Genomic DNA, 15,670 nt, shown 5'->3' on the forward strand with positions numbered 1-15,670 from the left:
CGCGGAGCACCCCTGCACAGGACCTATCCTGGCCGTATGCCGAGTCTCGCCAAGTACCTCTCCGACGTGCCGGACATGGATGAGAAGACCTCCGAGTGGCTGCAGCTCCTGGTGGGGGACTGGGCCCTGCTGTCGGACCTGCTGCGCGCGGACCTCGTGCTGTGGGTCCGCACGCCGGCCGGCGCGCTCGCGGTCGCGCACTGTCGTCCGTCGACCGGCGCCACCGTCTACTACGAGGACCCTGTGGGGATCGAGGCCGACCCCGAGGAGAAGCCCCTGGTGCGCGCGGTCCTGGACGGCGAGGAGCCGTACTTCGAGCCCGCCGTCGTGATGCGGGAGGGCCAGGAGGCGCTGCGCCAGCTCGCCCCCGTCCGCCACGAGGGGCAGACCATCGGCGTGCTCACCATCGAGGCCCCTGTGCCCGCCGGCGAGCCCAGCCGCAACGAGACCCGCCAGCACGAGCTGGGCGAGCGGCTGCTGCGGATGATGGGGGAGGGCGCCTACCCGATCGCCGGAGCCCCGATCCCCCCGCGCCGCGGTGCGCCGCGCGTGGGCGACGGCATCGTCGAGCTCGATGCGCAGGGCGTGATGATCTGGGGGTCGCCGAACGCGCTGTCGGCCTTCCATCGCTTCGGCGTCGCCGGTGACATGACCGGCAGCACGCTCGCCGAGCTCACCACGGAGCTGCTGCAGACGCGCGCGCCCGTCGACGAGTCGCTGCCGCTCGTGCTCATGGGGCGCGCGGCCTGGCGCTCGGACATGCAGGCCCGCGGCGGGACGCTCTCGCTGCGAGCGATCCCGTTGACCGCAGGCGGCAAGCGCGACGGCGCGATCATCCTGGTGCGCGACGTCAGCGAGCTGCGCCGCCGCGAGCGCGAGCTGATCACCAAGGAGGCGACCATCCGGGAGGTGCACCACCGGGTGAAGAACAATCTCCAGACCGTGGCCGCCCTGCTGCGCCTGCAGTCGCGGCGGATGAAGAGCGACGAGGCCCGCGACGCGCTCGCCGAGGCGCAGCGCCGGGTCGCCACCATCGCGCTCGTCCACGAGTCGATGCTGCAGGGCAGCGAGGAGGCCGTCTTCTTCGACGAGGTCATCGAGCGCTGCCTGCGCCTCGCCGTCGACGCCGCGAGCGCGACCGTGCACCGCGAGGGGGCCGACGTCACGGACCCGCACCAGGTCGAGGTGCGCACCCAGCGCGTCGGCAAGGTCGGCTCCGTGAGGCCGGAGGAGGCGACGCCGCTCGCGCTCGTGGTCACCGAGCTCGCGACCAACGCCGTGGAGCACGGGCTCTCGGAGACCGGCGGCACGCTCACCATCCGCGCGGAGCGCACCGGCAGCCACCTCGTGATCCACATCGAGGACGACGGCGCGGGCATGAAGTCCGCCCAGCCCACAGGGCTCGGCACGAACATCGCCCAGACCCTTGTGCAGGGCGAGCTCGGGGGGACGCTGGACTGGGAGAACCGCCCCGAGGGCGGCACCCGGGCGACGATCGACGTCTACCTCGACCCCGTCAGCGTGGACGCCGCGAACGCCTGAGGCCGTGTCCGTCGGCCGCCCGCGTCCGACGGTCCCCGCGGAGTCCTGACATGCGACGACGGGCGACCCCCGGAGGGATCGCCCGTCGTGGAAGCTGCGGTGGCCGGGTCAGCCGGCGCGGCGAGCGCGCGCGTTGCGGCGCTTGAGGGATCGGCGCTCGTCCTCGGAGAGGCCTCCCCACACGCCCGAGTCCTGGCCGGACTCGAGGGCGAACTTCAGGCAGGAGGTCATCACGTCGCAGCGCTGGCACACCGCCTTGGCCTCCTGGATCTGGGTGATCGCGGGACCCGTGTTCCCGATCGGGAAGAACAGCTCGGGGTCCTGGGTCAGGCATTCCGCGCGGTGGCGCCAATCCATCTGCTACTCACTTTCCGGTCACCCCGCAGCGGCTCGGGAGCCACGGCGCGGCAGGTGGTCGCCTTCGGCAAGGCGATACGGATCTACGGGCGGACCGATGCCGAAGCGGCCGATCCTGGGTTCTCTCCATTGTCGGAGGCCTCGCGGTGGGGGACAAGAGCGCACGGGCACGACCTGGGTGGCACTTCCCACAGCGCCGTGAGCGCCCGGGGACTGCTACGGGGCGCTCCCGGTGCGGCACGCGTCGATAGGGTGCAGCACATGGCCTCCTCCGGATCCTCGTCCCCCTCTCCCCGCGGGAATGCTCCGCGTCCCGCCACGACGGAGGACCGACCGGGCGCGCGGCGCCTGGGGACCGTGCTGCTGGGCGCCGAGGCGCTGTGCCTGCTCCTCCTCGGCGGCTTCATGATCACGCGGGTCGGCTCGCAGGACGTCGGCGCGTCCCTCGCGATCGGCCTGGCCGTGTTCATCCTGCTCTTCGCGATCGCGGTCGGCCTCGCCTCGCTCTCGCTCTCCCGCCGCGGCCGCTTCGGGCTCGGCTTCGGCGTCACCTGGCAGCTGTTCCAGGCGCTCGTCGCGGCGAGCATGCTGCGCGCCGCCATCGTGGTCGTGGGCGGGATCGGCATGCTGCTGGCGATCGCGACCTTCGTGGTGCTGCTGACCCTCGTGCGCGCGACCCCGCTCCCGTTCGACGACGAGGAAGCGAAGAACGGACGCGGCCCCCGCGGCTGACGCCGCGAGGGCCGGAGTCCACCGGGACGGTCCCGACTACTCGTCGGCCGAGGCGAGGGCCTGCGCCGGGGCTGTGCGCGCCGCCCGACGGCCCGGCAGCACCGAGGCCAGCAGCCCCGCCGCGAGCGCGAGGCCGAGGACCAGTGCGATCTGCCCCCACGGGATCGTGACCTGCAGCGGGAACTGCCCGCCCAGGATCGTCGCGATCCCCAGGACCCCGTAGACCGAGCCGAGCACGATCCCGACCGCCGCTCCCACGAGGGCCAGCAGCAGTCCCTCCCAGGCGAGCATCGCGCGCATCTGGCCGCGCGTGGTGCCCAGGGCCCGCAGGAGGGCGTTCTCCCCGGTGCGCTCGATCACCCCGAGGCTCAGCGTGTTCGCGACGCCGACGAGGGCGACGAGCACGGCGACCGCGAGCAGCGCGACGGTGATGCCCAGCAGCACCGTGAGGATCTGCCCGTAGCTCTCGCGTTCGACGCCGGCGGCGTCGACCTGCGCGTCCGGGGCGCCGTGCTGCGCGAGGGTGTCCTGGATGCCGGTGACGATGCCCATGGCGTCCTGGCCCTCGCGCGCGGCGGATCCCTTCTCGGCGAAGGCCGCGAACAGGGCGGGCTGGGCGTCCTTCCCGACGAGCGCCGTGAGGGTGCTCGGGGTGACGATCGACATCTGCAGGTTGGAGTCCACCTTCACGCGCAGCTCGTGCGAGGCGCCGTCGGCCCCGTCGACCTGCAGCACCTGGCCGTCGTGGACGCCGAAGCGCTCCGCGCGCTCCTCGCCCAGCAGCACGGTGCCGTCCTCGAGGGAGTCGGCGAGGTCGGGGCGGTGGGAGTCCTCGCGCATCTGCGCGGGCGTCGCCGCGTACAGGGTCATCGGCTCGTCGGCCCCGACCTCGACGTCCCCGTGCTCGGTCGCGGAGGCGTGGGCCACGCCGGGCACCTCGGACACCTCGGTGAGGGCGTCCTTCGGGAGCTTCTCGGCGGTGACGACGGAGTCGATGGGCTTGCGGCTGTCGAGCTCCGTGGTGAGCGTGGACTCGGTGGTGCGGGCGCCCACGGCCATCATCGTCATCAGCGTGGTGCCGATGAGCAGGGCCGCGACCGTGGCCGCGCTGCGCCGTGGGTTGCGCGAGGTGTTCGCGCCCGCGATCCGCGCCGGAAGCCCGCCGATCCTCGCCGCGAGCGCGCCGGCGAACCGGGTCAGCGGCCGCGTGAGCACTACGAGTCCCACGAGCAGTCCGGCAAAGCTCACGACCCCGCCGAGGAGCCCGACCGCGACGCCGAGGCCCACGCTGCCCGTGAAGGACACCGCGACCGCGCCGACCAGTGCCAGCAGTCCCAGGGCGACCGCCGCGAGGCTCAGGACACCGCGCGCCCCGAGGCGCCGGTGCAGGGCCGGGGGAGCGGGACGCAGCGCCTGCAGCGGCGCGACGCGCACGGCCGCGCGCACCGGCCCGAAGCCCGCGAGCACCGTGAGGGCGACCCCGACGACGACGGGCACGATCAGCGACAGCGCCGAGATCGGGACGAGCAGCAGGCCGTCGAGCAGGCCCAGCCCGGCGGCGGCCGCCAGCAGCGCCTGGGCCAGCACGTGCGCGCCGAGCGCGCCGATCACCGCACCCACCAGGCCCACCAGGGCGCTCTCGCGCAGCACGGTGCGGGCGACCTGGCGACGGGTCGCGCCGAGGGTGCGCAGGAGCGCGAGGGCGCGGGTGCGCTGGGCGAGGGTCACGGCGAAGGTGTTCGCGACCACGACCGCGCTCGTGACCAGGGCGATCACGACGAACACGACGAAGACCATCGCCAGGGCGTCGAAGCCCTGCATGACGTCCGAGACGCCGTCGTCGATCGCCTGCTGGGCGGTGAGCGCGGAGAGGGAGTCGTCCTGCAAGGCGGAGACGACCTGATCGGGATCGGTGCCCGGCTCCAGCGCCGCGAGCCACGTGCTGGTGGTGCCCGGAGCGATGAGCGTGTCCTGGTTGTCGGAATTCACGTGGACGACGGGGGTGGCGCCGAGCGCCGTGGCGGTGCCGCTCGCGCTGATGCCGGAGACGGTCAGCTCGAGGTCGCCCGGCTTGCCGTCCGCGCGCGACTCCGCGGGGATCTCGACCTTCTGGCCGACGCCGACGCCGAGCTGCTCGGCGGCCGCCTCGTCGAGGACGACCTCGTGCGCGGAACGCGCGTCGTGGCCGGCGGTCAGCTCGAGCGGCTCGACCTCGTGCGGGGGATCGCTCTGCTGCTGCAGGAAGGCCGAGCGCCCCGAGCCGGCATCCAGCTGCATGTACCCCTCGGACAGGGGCCAGACGGCGCGGGCGTGCGGGACCTCGGGAGCCGTCGTCGCGGAGTCGGCATCCGACGAGGAGCCGTCGGCGGGAGCCGCGTCCTGGTCCTCGTCGCCGATGACGACGTCGGCCCCCTCGTAGCGCTGCTCGACCCCTGCGGAGAGGGAGGTGGTCATGAGGTTCACCGCGATGAGCATGATCGCGACGAAGCCGCTGGCGAGGGCGACGGTGATGAGCGCCGCGAGGTGCCTGCGGGGCGGGGTGAGGCGGATCCGGCGGCTCATCGCAGCACCTCGTCGGCGCTGATCCGGCCGTCGGCCAGGGTGATGATGCGGTCGGCGCGCTCGGCGGCGTCGCGCTCGTGGGTGACCATGACGACGCTCTGCCCGAACTCGTCGACGCTCACGCGCAGGAAGTCCAGCACCTCCTCGGTGGTCGTCGAGTCGAGGTTGCCCGTGGGCTCGTCGGCGAAGACGACGGCGGGGGAGGTGACCAGCGCCCGCGCGATCGCCACGCGCTGGATCTGCCCGCCCGAGAGCTGCGAGGGCAGGTGGTCCAGGCGGTCGCCGATGCCGAAGGCGCCCGTGATGGTGTCGAGCCAGGCGCGGTCCGCGCGGCGGCCCGCGAGGTCCAGGGGCAGCAGGATGTTCTGCTCCGCCGTGAGCATGGGCAGCAGGTTGAAGGACTGGAAGACGAAGCCGATGCGGTCGCGGCGCAGACGGGTCAGGGCGTCGTCGCCGAGGCCGGTGATCTCGGTGCCGTCGATCTCGATCGAGCCCGCGTCGACGGCGTCGAGGCCCGCGAGCACGTGGAGGAGCGTCGACTTCCCGGAGCCGGAGGGGCCCATGATCGCGGTGAACCCTCCGCGGGCGATGTCCACGTCGACGCCGTCGAGCGCCCGCACGACGCTCTCGCCCGTCCCGTAGGACTTGCGCAGACCGCGCGCCCGCAGGACGGCGTCGGTAGTCGACGGCTCGGGCTCGGTCGCGGTCGCCGCGTGCGCGGCAGGAGCGGGCGAGGGGACGGCCGAGGTGGGGACCGCGTCGGCGGCCCGGTGGTGGGGAGCGGGGGAGTGCATGGAGTTCCTCCGTGGATCGGGGCGAGGGCGGTTCCCTCGCGGCGGCATCCCGGCTGCGACGGGACACCACGATGCTCTCCGTGCAGGGGGCGGTGTGTCGTCAGCGTCCGGTCGTCCCTGCCCCGCGCGCCGCCCCACCGGGGTCGGGCGGGGCCCTCCGCCCTGGGTATGACGCGGGGCCGGAGGGCGTCCCTGGATCAGGAGCCGGGCGTGACCAGCCCGCTCTCGAAGGCGATGATGACGGCCTGCACGCGGTCGCGGGCGCGGAGCTTGGCGAGCACGCGGCCCACGTGGGTCTTCACGGTGGCCTCGGCGACGAAGAGCTCGGCGCCGATCTCCTGGTTGGAGAAGCCGCGCGCCATCAGGGCGAGCACCTCCCGCTCGCGCTCGGTGAGGGCCTCGAGGACCGAGTCGTCGCGCTCCTCGGGCGGAGGGGTGCTCACCATCTGCGCCATCAGTCGGCGCGTGGCGGACGGCGCGATCACGGCGTCCCCGCGGTGCACGGTGCGGATCGCGGCCAGCAGCTCCTCGGGCTGGGCGTCCTTGAGCAGGAAGCCGCTCGCGCCCGCCCGGATCGCGGCCATCACGTAGTCGTCGATGTCGAAGGTCGTGAGCACCACGATCTTCGGCGCCCTGCCCTCCGGGGCCTCCTCGAGGATCTGCCGGGTCGCCTCGATGCCGTCCAGTCGGGGCATGCGCACGTCCATGAGCACGACGTCCACCCGGTGCGACCGCAGCTGCTCGACCGCCTCGGCGCCGTCGGCGCTCTGCAGGGCGATCTCGAGGTCGGGTTGGGAGTCGATGACCATCGCGAAGCCGGCGCGCACGAGCGGCTGGTCGTCCACCAGGGCGATGCGCAGGGGACGATCGGCCGACGGCTCGACGGCCGGGTCCGGCGACTGCTCGGGGGTGTGCTCCGGTGTCATCATCGGGTCCTTCCGTTCAGGGGGATGCGCACGCTGACCCGGTACCCGCCCGCGGGCTGGGGACCGGTGTGCAGGGTGCCGCGGAACATGTTGACACGCTCGCGCATGCCGGTGTGGCCGTGCCCGAGGCCGTCGGACTGCGGGTCCACACCCTGCCCGTCATCCTCGACGTCCAGGGCGAGCAGGGAGTCGTCGCGACGCAGGGAGACCCGGGCGGAGGCCCCGGGGCCCGCGTGCTTCATGACGTTGGTGAGGGCCTCCTGCACCACCCGGTACAGGGTGAGTCCCATCGGGCCCGGCAGGTCGGTGACCTCGCCCTCCTGGGCGAGCTCGACCGGCAGGCCCGCCGCGCGCACCTGCGCCACGAGCTCGTCGAGCGAGGCGAGGCCGGGCTGGGGGCCGAGGTCCTGGGCCTCGTCGCTGCGGAGCACGCCCAGCAGGCTGCGCATGTCGGCCAGGGCGCGCCGACCGGTGCTGCCGATCGTCTCGAGCACGTCGGTCGCCTTGGTGGGGTCCTGGGAGGCGATGAAGCGTCCGCCGTCGGCCTGGGCGATGATGACCGAGAGCGAGTGGGCGACCACGTCGTGCATCTCACGGGCGATGCGGGCGCGCTCGTCGGCCACGGCGAGGCGCGTGCGCTGCTCGCGCTCTCGCACGGCCTGCGCGGCCGCCTCCCGGGCCATGCGCAGCTGGTCCACGCGCACCCTCTGGTAGCGACCGGTGGCCCAGGTGGCGAGCACGAGCGCGCATCCGAACATGAACACGACGATGCTCGCGACGATCTGCAGGTACCAGACCTCACCGTTCCCGAGCACGAACGCGAGCGCCACCGACTGCAGGAGTGCGCCGACGAAGCCGCCGATCAGGGCGAGCGTGGGCACCCGACCGCGGCCGTGGACGGTCGCGCAGTACAGGGCGTAGAAGATCATCACGTCGCCCAGGACGAGCACCATCCCGAGCACGAAGTGCACGATGGCGAGGAGTGCGATCGCCAGGACCGCCCAGCCCGTGCGGGTGCGCAGGAACGCCCCGGCGACGAACATCGGGATCGACCAGATCAGCCAGCCGTCCACGGACATCGACCCCACCAGGGGCAGCGATCCCAGCACGAGCAGCAGGGCGATGCCGCCGAAGAGCACGCCGTCGACGATCTGGGGGTGCGTCGCGAGCCAGCGGAAGGGCGCGTCGAGACGGCTCGGCGGCGGGTCCACCGGCTCGGGGGCGGTCCGGCCCTCGGGAGGCGGGGAGATGGTCATGGCCAGAGCCTAGGTTCCCGGGGCCGACGGGGCGTCCGACCGCGGGCGGAAGCCCGCCGCAGCGGATCCGCCCGGGGATGGAGCGGGGACGGAGTCAGCGGTCCGCGCCGTCGGCCGCATCGGAGGAGCCGGAGGGATCCTCTCGGTCCTCGCCGCCGTCTCCCGCGGCGGTGGGGTCCTCGGCGTCCTCGTCGCCCTGGGCAGGGATCGCGCCCGTGGGGTTCCGCGGGACGATGCGGGCGTTCTCGCCGGTGTAGGAGTCCTGGTCGCGGTGGAGGTTCTGCAGGCGCAGGTCGCGCCCCTGGTCGACGACCTTCTCGTACTTCGCCTCCTTCTTCTCCGCGCCCTTCTCCCCGCGCATGGGCACCTCGAAGCCGTTCTCCGCGGGCAGGCCCGCCTGCAGCTCCTTCGCGCGCTCGTACTCGGCGTCCACCTCGGCACCCAGGATGATCACGATGTTCATCACCCACAGGGCGAACAGGATCGCCATCACGCCGCCGATCGCGCCGTAGCTCGAGTAGCTCGCGAAGGTGCTCATGTAGATCGAGAGGACCACCGCTGCCACCGCGATGCCGATGATCGCGAAGACGCCGCCGGGGGAGATCAGGCGGAAGGGCTTGGCGATGTTCGGGGCCGCCCAGTAGAGCACCGAGACCAGCACGAACATCAGGACCACGATGACGGGCCACTTGAGCCATGCCCAGATCGGCAGGAAGGAAGTCACGAGGAACTCGACGAAGCCGGTCATGTGCAGGGGCTCGGCGATCGGCCGCAGGAGGCTCTCGGCGATGGTGGCGTTGAGCATGAAGGAGATGCCGATGACCAGCAGGCCGACGACAAGGCCCGCGGTGACCGCGAGCATGCCGAGGGTGAAGCGCACGGGGTTGCGGCCCTCGGGGATCTCGTAGATGCGGTTGGCGACCCGGGAGAACGCCTTGACGTAGGCCGAGGCGGACCAGAGGGCCACGGCGATGCCGATGACCAGGGCGATGATGCCGCCGGATGCCTTGCCCATGAGGCTCTGGAGTGTGGTGTTCACCAGCTCCTCGAGCGTCTTCGAATCCCCGAGCTGCTGTCCGAGGCCGGAGTTCATCACGGCGTCGGTGACGAGCTTGGCGATCTGATCCTTGATGCTCGAGAGGACGAGCGCGGCCAGGGAGAACACAGCCAGGAGCATCGGCGCGATCGAGAGCACCATGAAGTAGGTGAGCTTCGCGGCCTGGTCGGTGCCGCCATCGCGACCGAACTCGCTGAGGACGCGCTTGATCATGTACATGATCGCGGGGCGCTTGAGACGCACCTTCTCGTCGTCGGCGGTGCCGCTGGGATTCTCGGCCATCGTTGCCTCCGCGGGAATCAGGGGGAAGGGACGCGCCCATCGTGCCACGGGAAGGCGTCGCGACCGGCGCGAACACGATGATCATCCCGCGCGGACGAGAGAAGCGGAGGCTCCGCCGAGACCGGGGAAGGACGACTCCCCGCACATCCGCCTGTGCGTCGTGGGGTTGTCCACAGCGGCCGTCCGTGCGCGCCGTCGCCCGGGGGTTGTCCACATCGGCGCGCCGGGAATTCCCAGACCCCGTACAGTATCGAGCGTTGAGAGGCGCATCACGGACTCGTGCCGCGCCGGCGGGGCACGTGCACACGGAGCAATGAAGGGGACCGGATGGAAGCGGCGGCCATCATCGAGGCCGAGGCCAGGGAGCTGATCAGGCGGCGGGGTCTCGACGCCCGCGCCGATCAGCTCGAACCCCTCATCCGCGAGGTCGTCACCGACTACGACCAGCGCTCGGCCGGGGGCGCCGTCCCCGTCGTCCGCGATGCGGAGACCGTGGTCGCGGAGGTCGCCGCGAGGATCGGCGGCTTCGGTCCGCTCCAGGAGTTCCTCGACGACCCCGAGGTCGAGGAGATCTGGGTGAACTCGCCCAGCGAGATCTTCTGCGCGCGCTCCGGACGCAGCGAGCTCACGCCCGTGGTCCTCACGGACGACGAGGTCCGCGGGATCGTCGAGCGCATGCTCGTGAGCTCCGGCCGGCGCCTCGACCTCAGCTCCCCGTTCGTGGACGCCCTCATGCCCGACGGCAGCCGGCTGCACGTGCTCATCCCCCCGATCTCCCGCAGGCACTGGTCGGTGAACATCCGCAAGTTCGTCGCCCGCGCGCACGACATGCGCGACTTGGTGGCGCTCGGCTCCCTCACCACGCAGGCCGCGGACTTCCTCGACGGCGCCGTCGCCGCCGGGCTCAACGTGATCGTCTCGGGGGCGACCGGCGCCGGGAAGACCACCATGCTCAACTGCCTGGCCGCCGCGATCGGTCCTCGCGAGCGCGTGGTCACCATCGAGGAGGTCTTCGAGCTCGACCTGCGCCTGCGGGACGTCGTCGGCATGCAGACCCGACAGCCGAACCTCGAGGGCACCGGAGAGGTCACGCTGCGCCGCCTCGTGAAGGAGGCTCTGCGCATGCGGCCCAGCCGCATCGTCGTCGGGGAGGTCCGCGAGGCGGAGAGCCTCGACATGCTCATCGCGCTGAACAGCGGGCTGCCGGGGCTGGCGAGCATCCACGCGAACTCCGCGCGCGACGCCGTCACCAAACTGTGCACGCTGCCGCTGCTCGCCGGCGAGAACGTCTCCAGCCGCTTCGTCGTGCCCACCGTCGCCAGCTGCATCGACCTCGTCGTCCATCTCGACATCCTCCCCGGTGGCCAGCGGCAGGTGCGCGAGATCGCCGCCCTGCCCGGTCGCACGGAGGAGGGAGTCGTCGAGATCGCCGACATCTTCCATCGCAGCGGCGACGGCCGGCTCGAGCGCGGCGAGGGCTACCCGCCGCACGCCGAGCGCTTCGAGCGCGCGGGCCTGGACCTCGGGCGCCTGCTCGGGACGAGGGAGCGCGCATGATCGACGGCGCGTTCATCGGCCTCGTCGCGGGGATCGGGCTGCTGCTCGTGTGGCTCGCCTTCTGGGAGTCCCCCGCGCACGAGCCCCGGCACGGACCGGTCTCGCGATGGCTGGATCGCGTGCGCGACGACCTCATCGCCGTGGGGCTCGGCTCCGTGCCCGCGGGCGCCGTCCCCGTCATGTGCCTGGGCCTCGGACTCGCCGTCATGATCCTCGTCTGGTCGATCTCCGGTGCGACGGTCCCGGCCGCGGCGATCGGCGCCGTGGTCAGCGTGCTCCCTCCGATCCTGCTGCGCGCCCTCGCGCGCCGGCGCCGCACCCAGCTGCGCGAGCTCTGGCCCGAGGTCGTGGACCACATGAACTCCGCGATCCGCGCCGGCATGTCCCTGCCCGAGGCGCTCGCCCAGGTGGGAAGGCGAGGGCCGGAGGAGCTGCGCCCTCCCTTCGAGGAGTTCGGGAGGGACTACCAGGTCAGCGGCGACTTCGCGAGCAGCCTCGATCGCCTCAAGGATCGCCTCGCGGATCCGGTCGCCGATCGCATCGTCGAGGCCCTGCGCGTCACCCGCGACGTGGGCGGCACCGACCTCGGCGTGCTGTTGCGCACCCTCTCCGCCTTCCTGCGGGAGGACGCCCGCACCCGCGCCGAGCTCGAGGCCCGCCAGTCCTGGACCGTGAACGCCTCCCGGCTCGCGCTGGCCGCCCCCTGGATCGTGCTCGCGCTCATGTCCACCCGGCCGCAGGCCGCGCAGGCCTACGACTCGACCGCCGGGCTCGTCGTCATCGTCTGCGCGGGCGTTGTCTCCGTGATCGCCTACCGCGTCATGCTGCTCATCGCGCGCCTCCCGCAGGACGAGAGGGTGCTGCGATGAGCGGGGCGGCACCCGTGCTGATCGGGGCGGGGATCGGGCTGGTCGCGGGCCTCGGCCTCACCCTCGTGGTGGTCGGCAACCCGTGGCTGCGCCGGCGCGACCTCGCCGCCCGCATCGATCCCTACCTGCGCCGCGACCGCGGCAGCGCGCTGCTCGAGCACGGTGCCTCCGCCTCCGGGGCCCGCACCTTCGTGCGCACCCTTCTCGGCCCTGTCGCACAGCGCATGCTGGGCCTGCTCGAGCGCCTCACGGGCGGATCCGAGCAGCTCGAGAAGAGGCTGCGCATGGCCGGCCGCACCAGCGGCATCGAGGCGTTCCGCGTCGAGCAGGTGCTCTGGGGCATCGCCGGGCTCGTCGTCGGGCTCGTCCTCGCCTTCGTCGCCGTCGGCGCGCGCGGTGCGAGCCCGCTGCTCGGACTTCTCATCGTCCTGCTCGGGGGCGTGATCGGGATCGTGGGCCGCGACCACTTCCTGCAGCGAACCGTCGCCCGTCGCGCAGCCCGCATGGCCCGCGAGTTCCCCACCGTCGCGGACCTGCTCGCGCTCGCCGTCGCCGCCGGGGAGAGCCCCGTCGCGGCGATGGAGAGGGTCGCGCGCTCCAGCCGAGGCGCCCTGCCCGAGGAGTTCGGGCGCACCGTGGCGGAGATCCGCGCCGGCTCGAGCGTCTCCCAGGCCCTCGTCCAGCTCGGCAACCGCACACCCCTCGAGGCGCTCGCGCGCTTCGGGGAGGGCGTCTCGATCGCCATCGAGCGCGGCACTCCGCTCGCGGAGGTGCTGCGGGCGCAGGCGCAGGACGCCCGGGAGGCCTCCAAGCGCGACCTGATGGAGCTCGCCGGGCGCCGCGAAATCCTGATGATGGTCCCCGTGGTGTTCTTCGTGCTGCCGCTGGTGATCGTCTTCGCCATCTTCCCCGGCCTCGCCGTCCTGGACATCGCTCTGTGAGCGCCCATGACCAGCTTCCGTTCCTCCCCACCCACCCTCCCCATCCCTGACCCCATGCGCCGCGCCACCGCGGCAGAAGGAGAGCACCATGACGATCCACCGACTGACGATGCACCGCACGCCCCCCGCATCCCTGCGCGTCGGGCCTCGCCACCGGCGCCCGATGCCCGCGGGCTCCCGGGCCTCCCTGGCGGACGAGCGCGGGGACGTGCCCGGCTGGGTGATGATCACCCTCGTGACTGGTGCCTGAAAGATCGTTGCGCTGACCAGCGCAGACGGCCTGATGTTCGGCGCGGGAGATAAGATCGGCCGCAGATCCCGGGAGGGGCACGGCAGCTCAACGAGGAGCAGGCACACCTCCCCGAACAGGCGTGGAGCCTCCGATGACCACCCTCGAACTCACCGATCCCGACGGCGACTGCCTCACCATCACCATCGACGCCGGATCCATCTGGATCACCTGCACCAGCGAACTCGACGAAGTGACCGTCGGCCCGTTCGCCCCCAACCAGCTCGGCTCACTCTCCCGCATCGCAGCCCGTTACGAGCGTCCCTGGGCCGAAGCCAACAAGCGGCACCCGCGACGATGAACGCACGGTCGATCGTCCGACCCATCCATCACACTGGCCCCATGACGAGCATGCGGGAGCGGGACGCGGAGTGGGCACATGAGGTTCGGCTGAGGATCGAGCAGCGGGTGCACCCGTTCTTCGAGCCCCCGACGCCGCCGGCCGACGACGAGTGGGCGCGCAGGGGCGAGGAGTCACAGGACCCGGGCGACTGGGAGGCGGCATGAGCGACGTCGCCCAATACGAGGCGTCGCAGCGGATCGAGCAGATCATCTCCTCGGTCCTCATCGGGTACCGGCTCACCATCGGCGGCGGCACCCCGGTGGAGTCCATGCCCTGGCACCGGGACGACTCGCTGCCCCGGTACTCGGTGCGGGTGTCGACGGCGGACGACTCGATCGTCTACACGGCGCTCGTGTGGGCGGGCCGGGATGCCGAGCTCGAGGAGCACCTGCGCCGGTGGCTGCTGCAGCGGATCCACCTCGAGGGGACGAAGCGCGGGCACGGCAGGCGGCCGGACCCATGGTGGGTGCGGGTCTGGCAGGCCGCGAACCCCGGCCGGACATGACGAAGCGCCCCACCCTCCCGGAGGAGAGTGGGGCGCAGGTGTCACAGGTGTCGTCGGCGTGCCCGCTCGACGCGGTCTGCTTCGGCGTCGCGGAACGCGCACAGGTCGCGGGCGGTCTCGGATCCGTAGCGGGCCCCGCACTTGGGGCACTCGTGGTCAGCCATCGGCCCGATGAGTCGGCACGCGGTCGGACTCGAGGGTCTCCCCGACCGCAGACGGGCCATCCCCGGCGAGGGGGATCGACCCGAACGACGTCGCCACCGAAACGAGCGTCGCGAGGCCGACGACCGAGAGAGCCTGCACGGGGTCGACCTCGAGCAGCCCCGTGATGTCCGTGGTGAGGACGGCGACGGCGGTCTGCCCGGCGGTCTTCACCGCGCGCTCGGCCATGGCGATGTAGAAGGCGGGCTGGTTGAGCACGCTCATGATGGGTCCTCCTCGGATCCGGTGGGTGTTGGGGTGGGGGCCTGCGTGGGGTCTTCGGTGGCGGCGAGGCATGGGCCGCCGTCGCTGGTGGTGTCGTCGGTGTAGGTGATGGTCCAGCGGCCCGAATCGGCCGAGCAGCTGGCGGATGCGATGCCGCGCCCGGCCGGACCGGTGTCGCCCTTCGCGCCGTCCTTGCCGTCCACCCCGGCGGGTCCACGGTCGCCCGTGTCGCCCTTCGGGCCGGTCGGGCCTTGGGGTCCGGTCGATCCGGTGTCGCCCTTCGCCCCGGTGGAGCCGGTGGCTCCGGTGTCGCCCTTCGCTCCTGCGGCCCCTGTGTCGCCCTTCGCGCCGGCTGCACCGTCCGCTCCGGCTTCGCCTGGTTCGCCGGCCTGGCCGGTGTCGCCTTGCGGGCCGACGGGCCCGATCGCTCCGGGCTTCCCGACGTCGCCCTTCGCGCCGACGACGCCCTGCAGCCCCTGGTTCCCCTGGGGTCCGGGGTCGCCGTCCGCCCCGTCGCCACCGTCGGAGCCATCGGCACCGTCCGCGCCGGGGAGGCCCTGCGGCCCGGCCGGGCCCTGTGCGCCGGCGGGGCCGGTGTCGCCCTTGACCGACTGGACCTTCTCCTGCGCGGACGTGTCCGCCGCCTCGGAGGCCTGCTCGCAGACGGCCTTCCCGCGGGCGGTGTTCGTGTCGACCTCGCCGGAGCGGCAGAGCTCGCTGACGGACTTCGCCTGGTCCTGCTTCTCCTGGGCGACCTGGACGGCGGCGGAGTCGGCGTCGTCGCGCTGGTCGCGGAGTGCCCCGATCTCGTGGCGGTTCGACGTCGCGATCAGGATCAGCACGATCAGGGCGGCGAAGAACGCGAGCACGAGGGCGACCGCACCGATCCGCTTGATGCGCGAGTTCCGTCGGCGCTCCCGGTCCATCTGCTCGATGTCCTCGTGGCGTGTCATCAGTCCACCCCCCACGGTGGTGTCGGGTCGATCCCGGCGTCGACGAGCTGCTTGTACCAGGCGATCGCTCGCTTCTCCCACGTCACCCGGAGGGCCTTCTCCTCGGCCGACTCCTTCTCGGCTTCGGCGACTTCGGCCTTGAGACGCTCGATCATGCGGTCCTCTTTTCGGTCGGCCCGCTTGAGCCAGAGGTTGACGACCCATGCGACGCCGCCGCCGACGACGCCGAGGAAGGCCCCGATCGGGCCGAGGGTGTCCCAATCCATCGCATGCCCTCAC

Annotated in this window: 18 protein-coding genes; 9 read left to right on the forward strand and 9 right to left on the reverse strand. The window is 72.5% G+C overall.

The annotated features are described in order from the left end of the window. Positions 1-36 precede the first annotated feature (36 nt). Positions 37-1,542, forward strand: coding sequence for a sensor histidine kinase (locus Bra3105_RS17560; RefSeq protein WP_228357953.1), 1,506 nt, complete (start codon positions 37-39; stop codon positions 1,540-1,542). 108 nt (positions 1,543-1,650) lie between these two features. Here the strand turns inward: Bra3105_RS17560 and Bra3105_RS17565 are convergent, their stop codons facing one another. After that, positions 1,651-1,899, reverse strand: a complete 249-nt coding sequence (locus Bra3105_RS17565; protein ID WP_152354364.1) for a WhiB family transcriptional regulator — start codon at positions 1,897-1,899, stop codon at positions 1,651-1,653. A 261-nt stretch (positions 1,900-2,160) separates the two neighbouring features. Here Bra3105_RS17565 and Bra3105_RS17570 point away from each other — a divergent pair, with 261 nt between their 5' ends. Next, a complete protein-coding gene (locus Bra3105_RS17570; protein WP_228357954.1) occupies positions 2,161-2,631 on the forward strand; it encodes a hypothetical protein in 471 nt (156 codons plus the stop codon). 36 nt (positions 2,632-2,667) lie between these two features. Here Bra3105_RS17570 and Bra3105_RS17575 read toward each other — a convergent pair whose 3' ends face one another. The 5 genes from Bra3105_RS17575 to Bra3105_RS17595 form a co-directional block, all read right to left on the reverse strand. Then, entirely contained in the window at positions 2,668-5,193 is a 2,526-nt protein-coding gene (locus Bra3105_RS17575) for an FtsX-like permease family protein (RefSeq protein ID WP_228357955.1), read from the reverse strand. Then, positions 5,190-5,987 carry an ABC transporter ATP-binding protein gene (locus Bra3105_RS17580; protein ID WP_228357956.1) on the reverse strand — a complete coding sequence of 266 codons (798 nt, stop codon included), beginning with the start codon at positions 5,985-5,987 and terminating at the stop codon, positions 5,190-5,192. The genes Bra3105_RS17575 and Bra3105_RS17580 overlap by 4 nt, the downstream gene beginning before the upstream one ends. 197 nt (positions 5,988-6,184) lie before the next feature. Beyond that, positions 6,185-6,913: a response regulator gene (locus Bra3105_RS17585; protein ID WP_200503106.1), complete on the reverse strand. Its 729-nt coding sequence runs from the start codon at positions 6,911-6,913 to the stop codon at positions 6,185-6,187. Further along, positions 6,913-8,169, reverse strand: a complete 1,257-nt coding sequence (locus tag Bra3105_RS17590; RefSeq protein ID WP_228357957.1) for a sensor histidine kinase — start codon at positions 8,167-8,169, stop codon at positions 6,913-6,915. Before Bra3105_RS17590 ends, Bra3105_RS17585 begins: the two co-directional genes overlap by 1 nt. Positions 8,170-8,263: 94 nt before the next feature. Next, positions 8,264-9,508 carry a YihY/virulence factor BrkB family protein gene (locus Bra3105_RS17595; protein WP_228357958.1) on the reverse strand — a complete coding sequence of 415 codons (1,245 nt, stop codon included), beginning with the start codon at positions 9,506-9,508 and terminating at the stop codon, positions 8,264-8,266. A gap of 327 nt (positions 9,509-9,835) precedes the next feature. Between Bra3105_RS17595 and Bra3105_RS17600 the strand changes: the two genes are divergently transcribed. From Bra3105_RS17600 to Bra3105_RS17630, 7 genes are all read left to right on the forward strand, one after another. Next, the gene (locus Bra3105_RS17600) at positions 9,836-11,065 is read left to right on the forward strand and encodes a TadA family conjugal transfer-associated ATPase (RefSeq protein WP_228357959.1); all 1,230 of its coding nucleotides are present in this window, start codon (positions 9,836-9,838) and stop codon (positions 11,063-11,065) included. After that, positions 11,062-11,934 (forward strand): type II secretion system F family protein, encoded by an 873-nt coding sequence (locus Bra3105_RS17605; protein WP_228357960.1) that lies wholly within the window; start codon positions 11,062-11,064, stop codon positions 11,932-11,934. The genes Bra3105_RS17600 and Bra3105_RS17605 overlap by 4 nt, the downstream gene beginning before the upstream one ends. Beyond that, complete coding sequence (locus Bra3105_RS17610; RefSeq protein ID WP_228357961.1) at positions 11,931-12,875, forward strand: type II secretion system F family protein; 945 nt, start codon at positions 11,931-11,933, stop codon at positions 12,873-12,875. The genes Bra3105_RS17605 and Bra3105_RS17610 overlap by 4 nt, the downstream gene beginning before the upstream one ends. An 88-nt stretch (positions 12,876-12,963) precedes the next feature. Next, positions 12,964-13,125 carry a hypothetical protein gene (locus tag Bra3105_RS17615; protein ID WP_228357962.1) on the forward strand — a complete coding sequence of 54 codons (162 nt, stop codon included), beginning with the start codon at positions 12,964-12,966 and terminating at the stop codon, positions 13,123-13,125. Positions 13,126-13,258: 133 nt separating this feature from the next. Next, on the forward strand, positions 13,259-13,465 hold the full coding sequence (locus Bra3105_RS17620) for a hypothetical protein (RefSeq protein ID WP_228357963.1): 207 nt from the start codon (positions 13,259-13,261) through the stop codon (positions 13,463-13,465). Between the two features lie 41 nt (positions 13,466-13,506). Then, positions 13,507-13,671, forward strand: a complete 165-nt coding sequence (locus Bra3105_RS17625; RefSeq protein ID WP_228357964.1) for a hypothetical protein — start codon at positions 13,507-13,509, stop codon at positions 13,669-13,671. Next, the gene (locus tag Bra3105_RS17630) at positions 13,668-14,012 is read left to right on the forward strand and encodes a hypothetical protein (RefSeq protein WP_228357965.1); all 345 of its coding nucleotides are present in this window, start codon (positions 13,668-13,670) and stop codon (positions 14,010-14,012) included. Before Bra3105_RS17625 ends, Bra3105_RS17630 begins: the two co-directional genes overlap by 4 nt. Before the next feature lie 156 nt (positions 14,013-14,168). Here the strand turns inward: Bra3105_RS17630 and Bra3105_RS17635 are convergent, their stop codons facing one another. From Bra3105_RS17635 to Bra3105_RS17645, 3 genes are read right to left on the reverse strand one after another with little or no spacing between them, the layout of a single operon-like run. After that, the gene (locus tag Bra3105_RS17635; RefSeq protein WP_228357966.1) at positions 14,169-14,438 is read right to left on the reverse strand and encodes a holin; all 270 of its coding nucleotides are present in this window, start codon (positions 14,436-14,438) and stop codon (positions 14,169-14,171) included. Beyond that, a complete protein-coding gene (locus Bra3105_RS17640) occupies positions 14,435-15,391 on the reverse strand; it encodes a collagen-like protein (protein WP_228357967.1) in 957 nt (318 codons plus the stop codon). The genes Bra3105_RS17635 and Bra3105_RS17640 overlap by 4 nt, the downstream gene beginning before the upstream one ends. Then, a complete protein-coding gene (locus Bra3105_RS17645) occupies positions 15,391-15,657 on the reverse strand; it encodes a hypothetical protein (RefSeq protein ID WP_228357968.1) in 267 nt (88 codons plus the stop codon). The genes Bra3105_RS17640 and Bra3105_RS17645 overlap by 1 nt, the downstream gene beginning before the upstream one ends. Positions 15,658-15,670 lie beyond the last annotated feature (13 nt).

It is taken from the genome of Brachybacterium halotolerans subsp. kimchii (assembly GCF_020792675.1).
Classification (GTDB): domain Bacteria; phylum Actinomycetota; class Actinomycetes; order Actinomycetales; family Dermabacteraceae; genus Brachybacterium; species Brachybacterium halotolerans.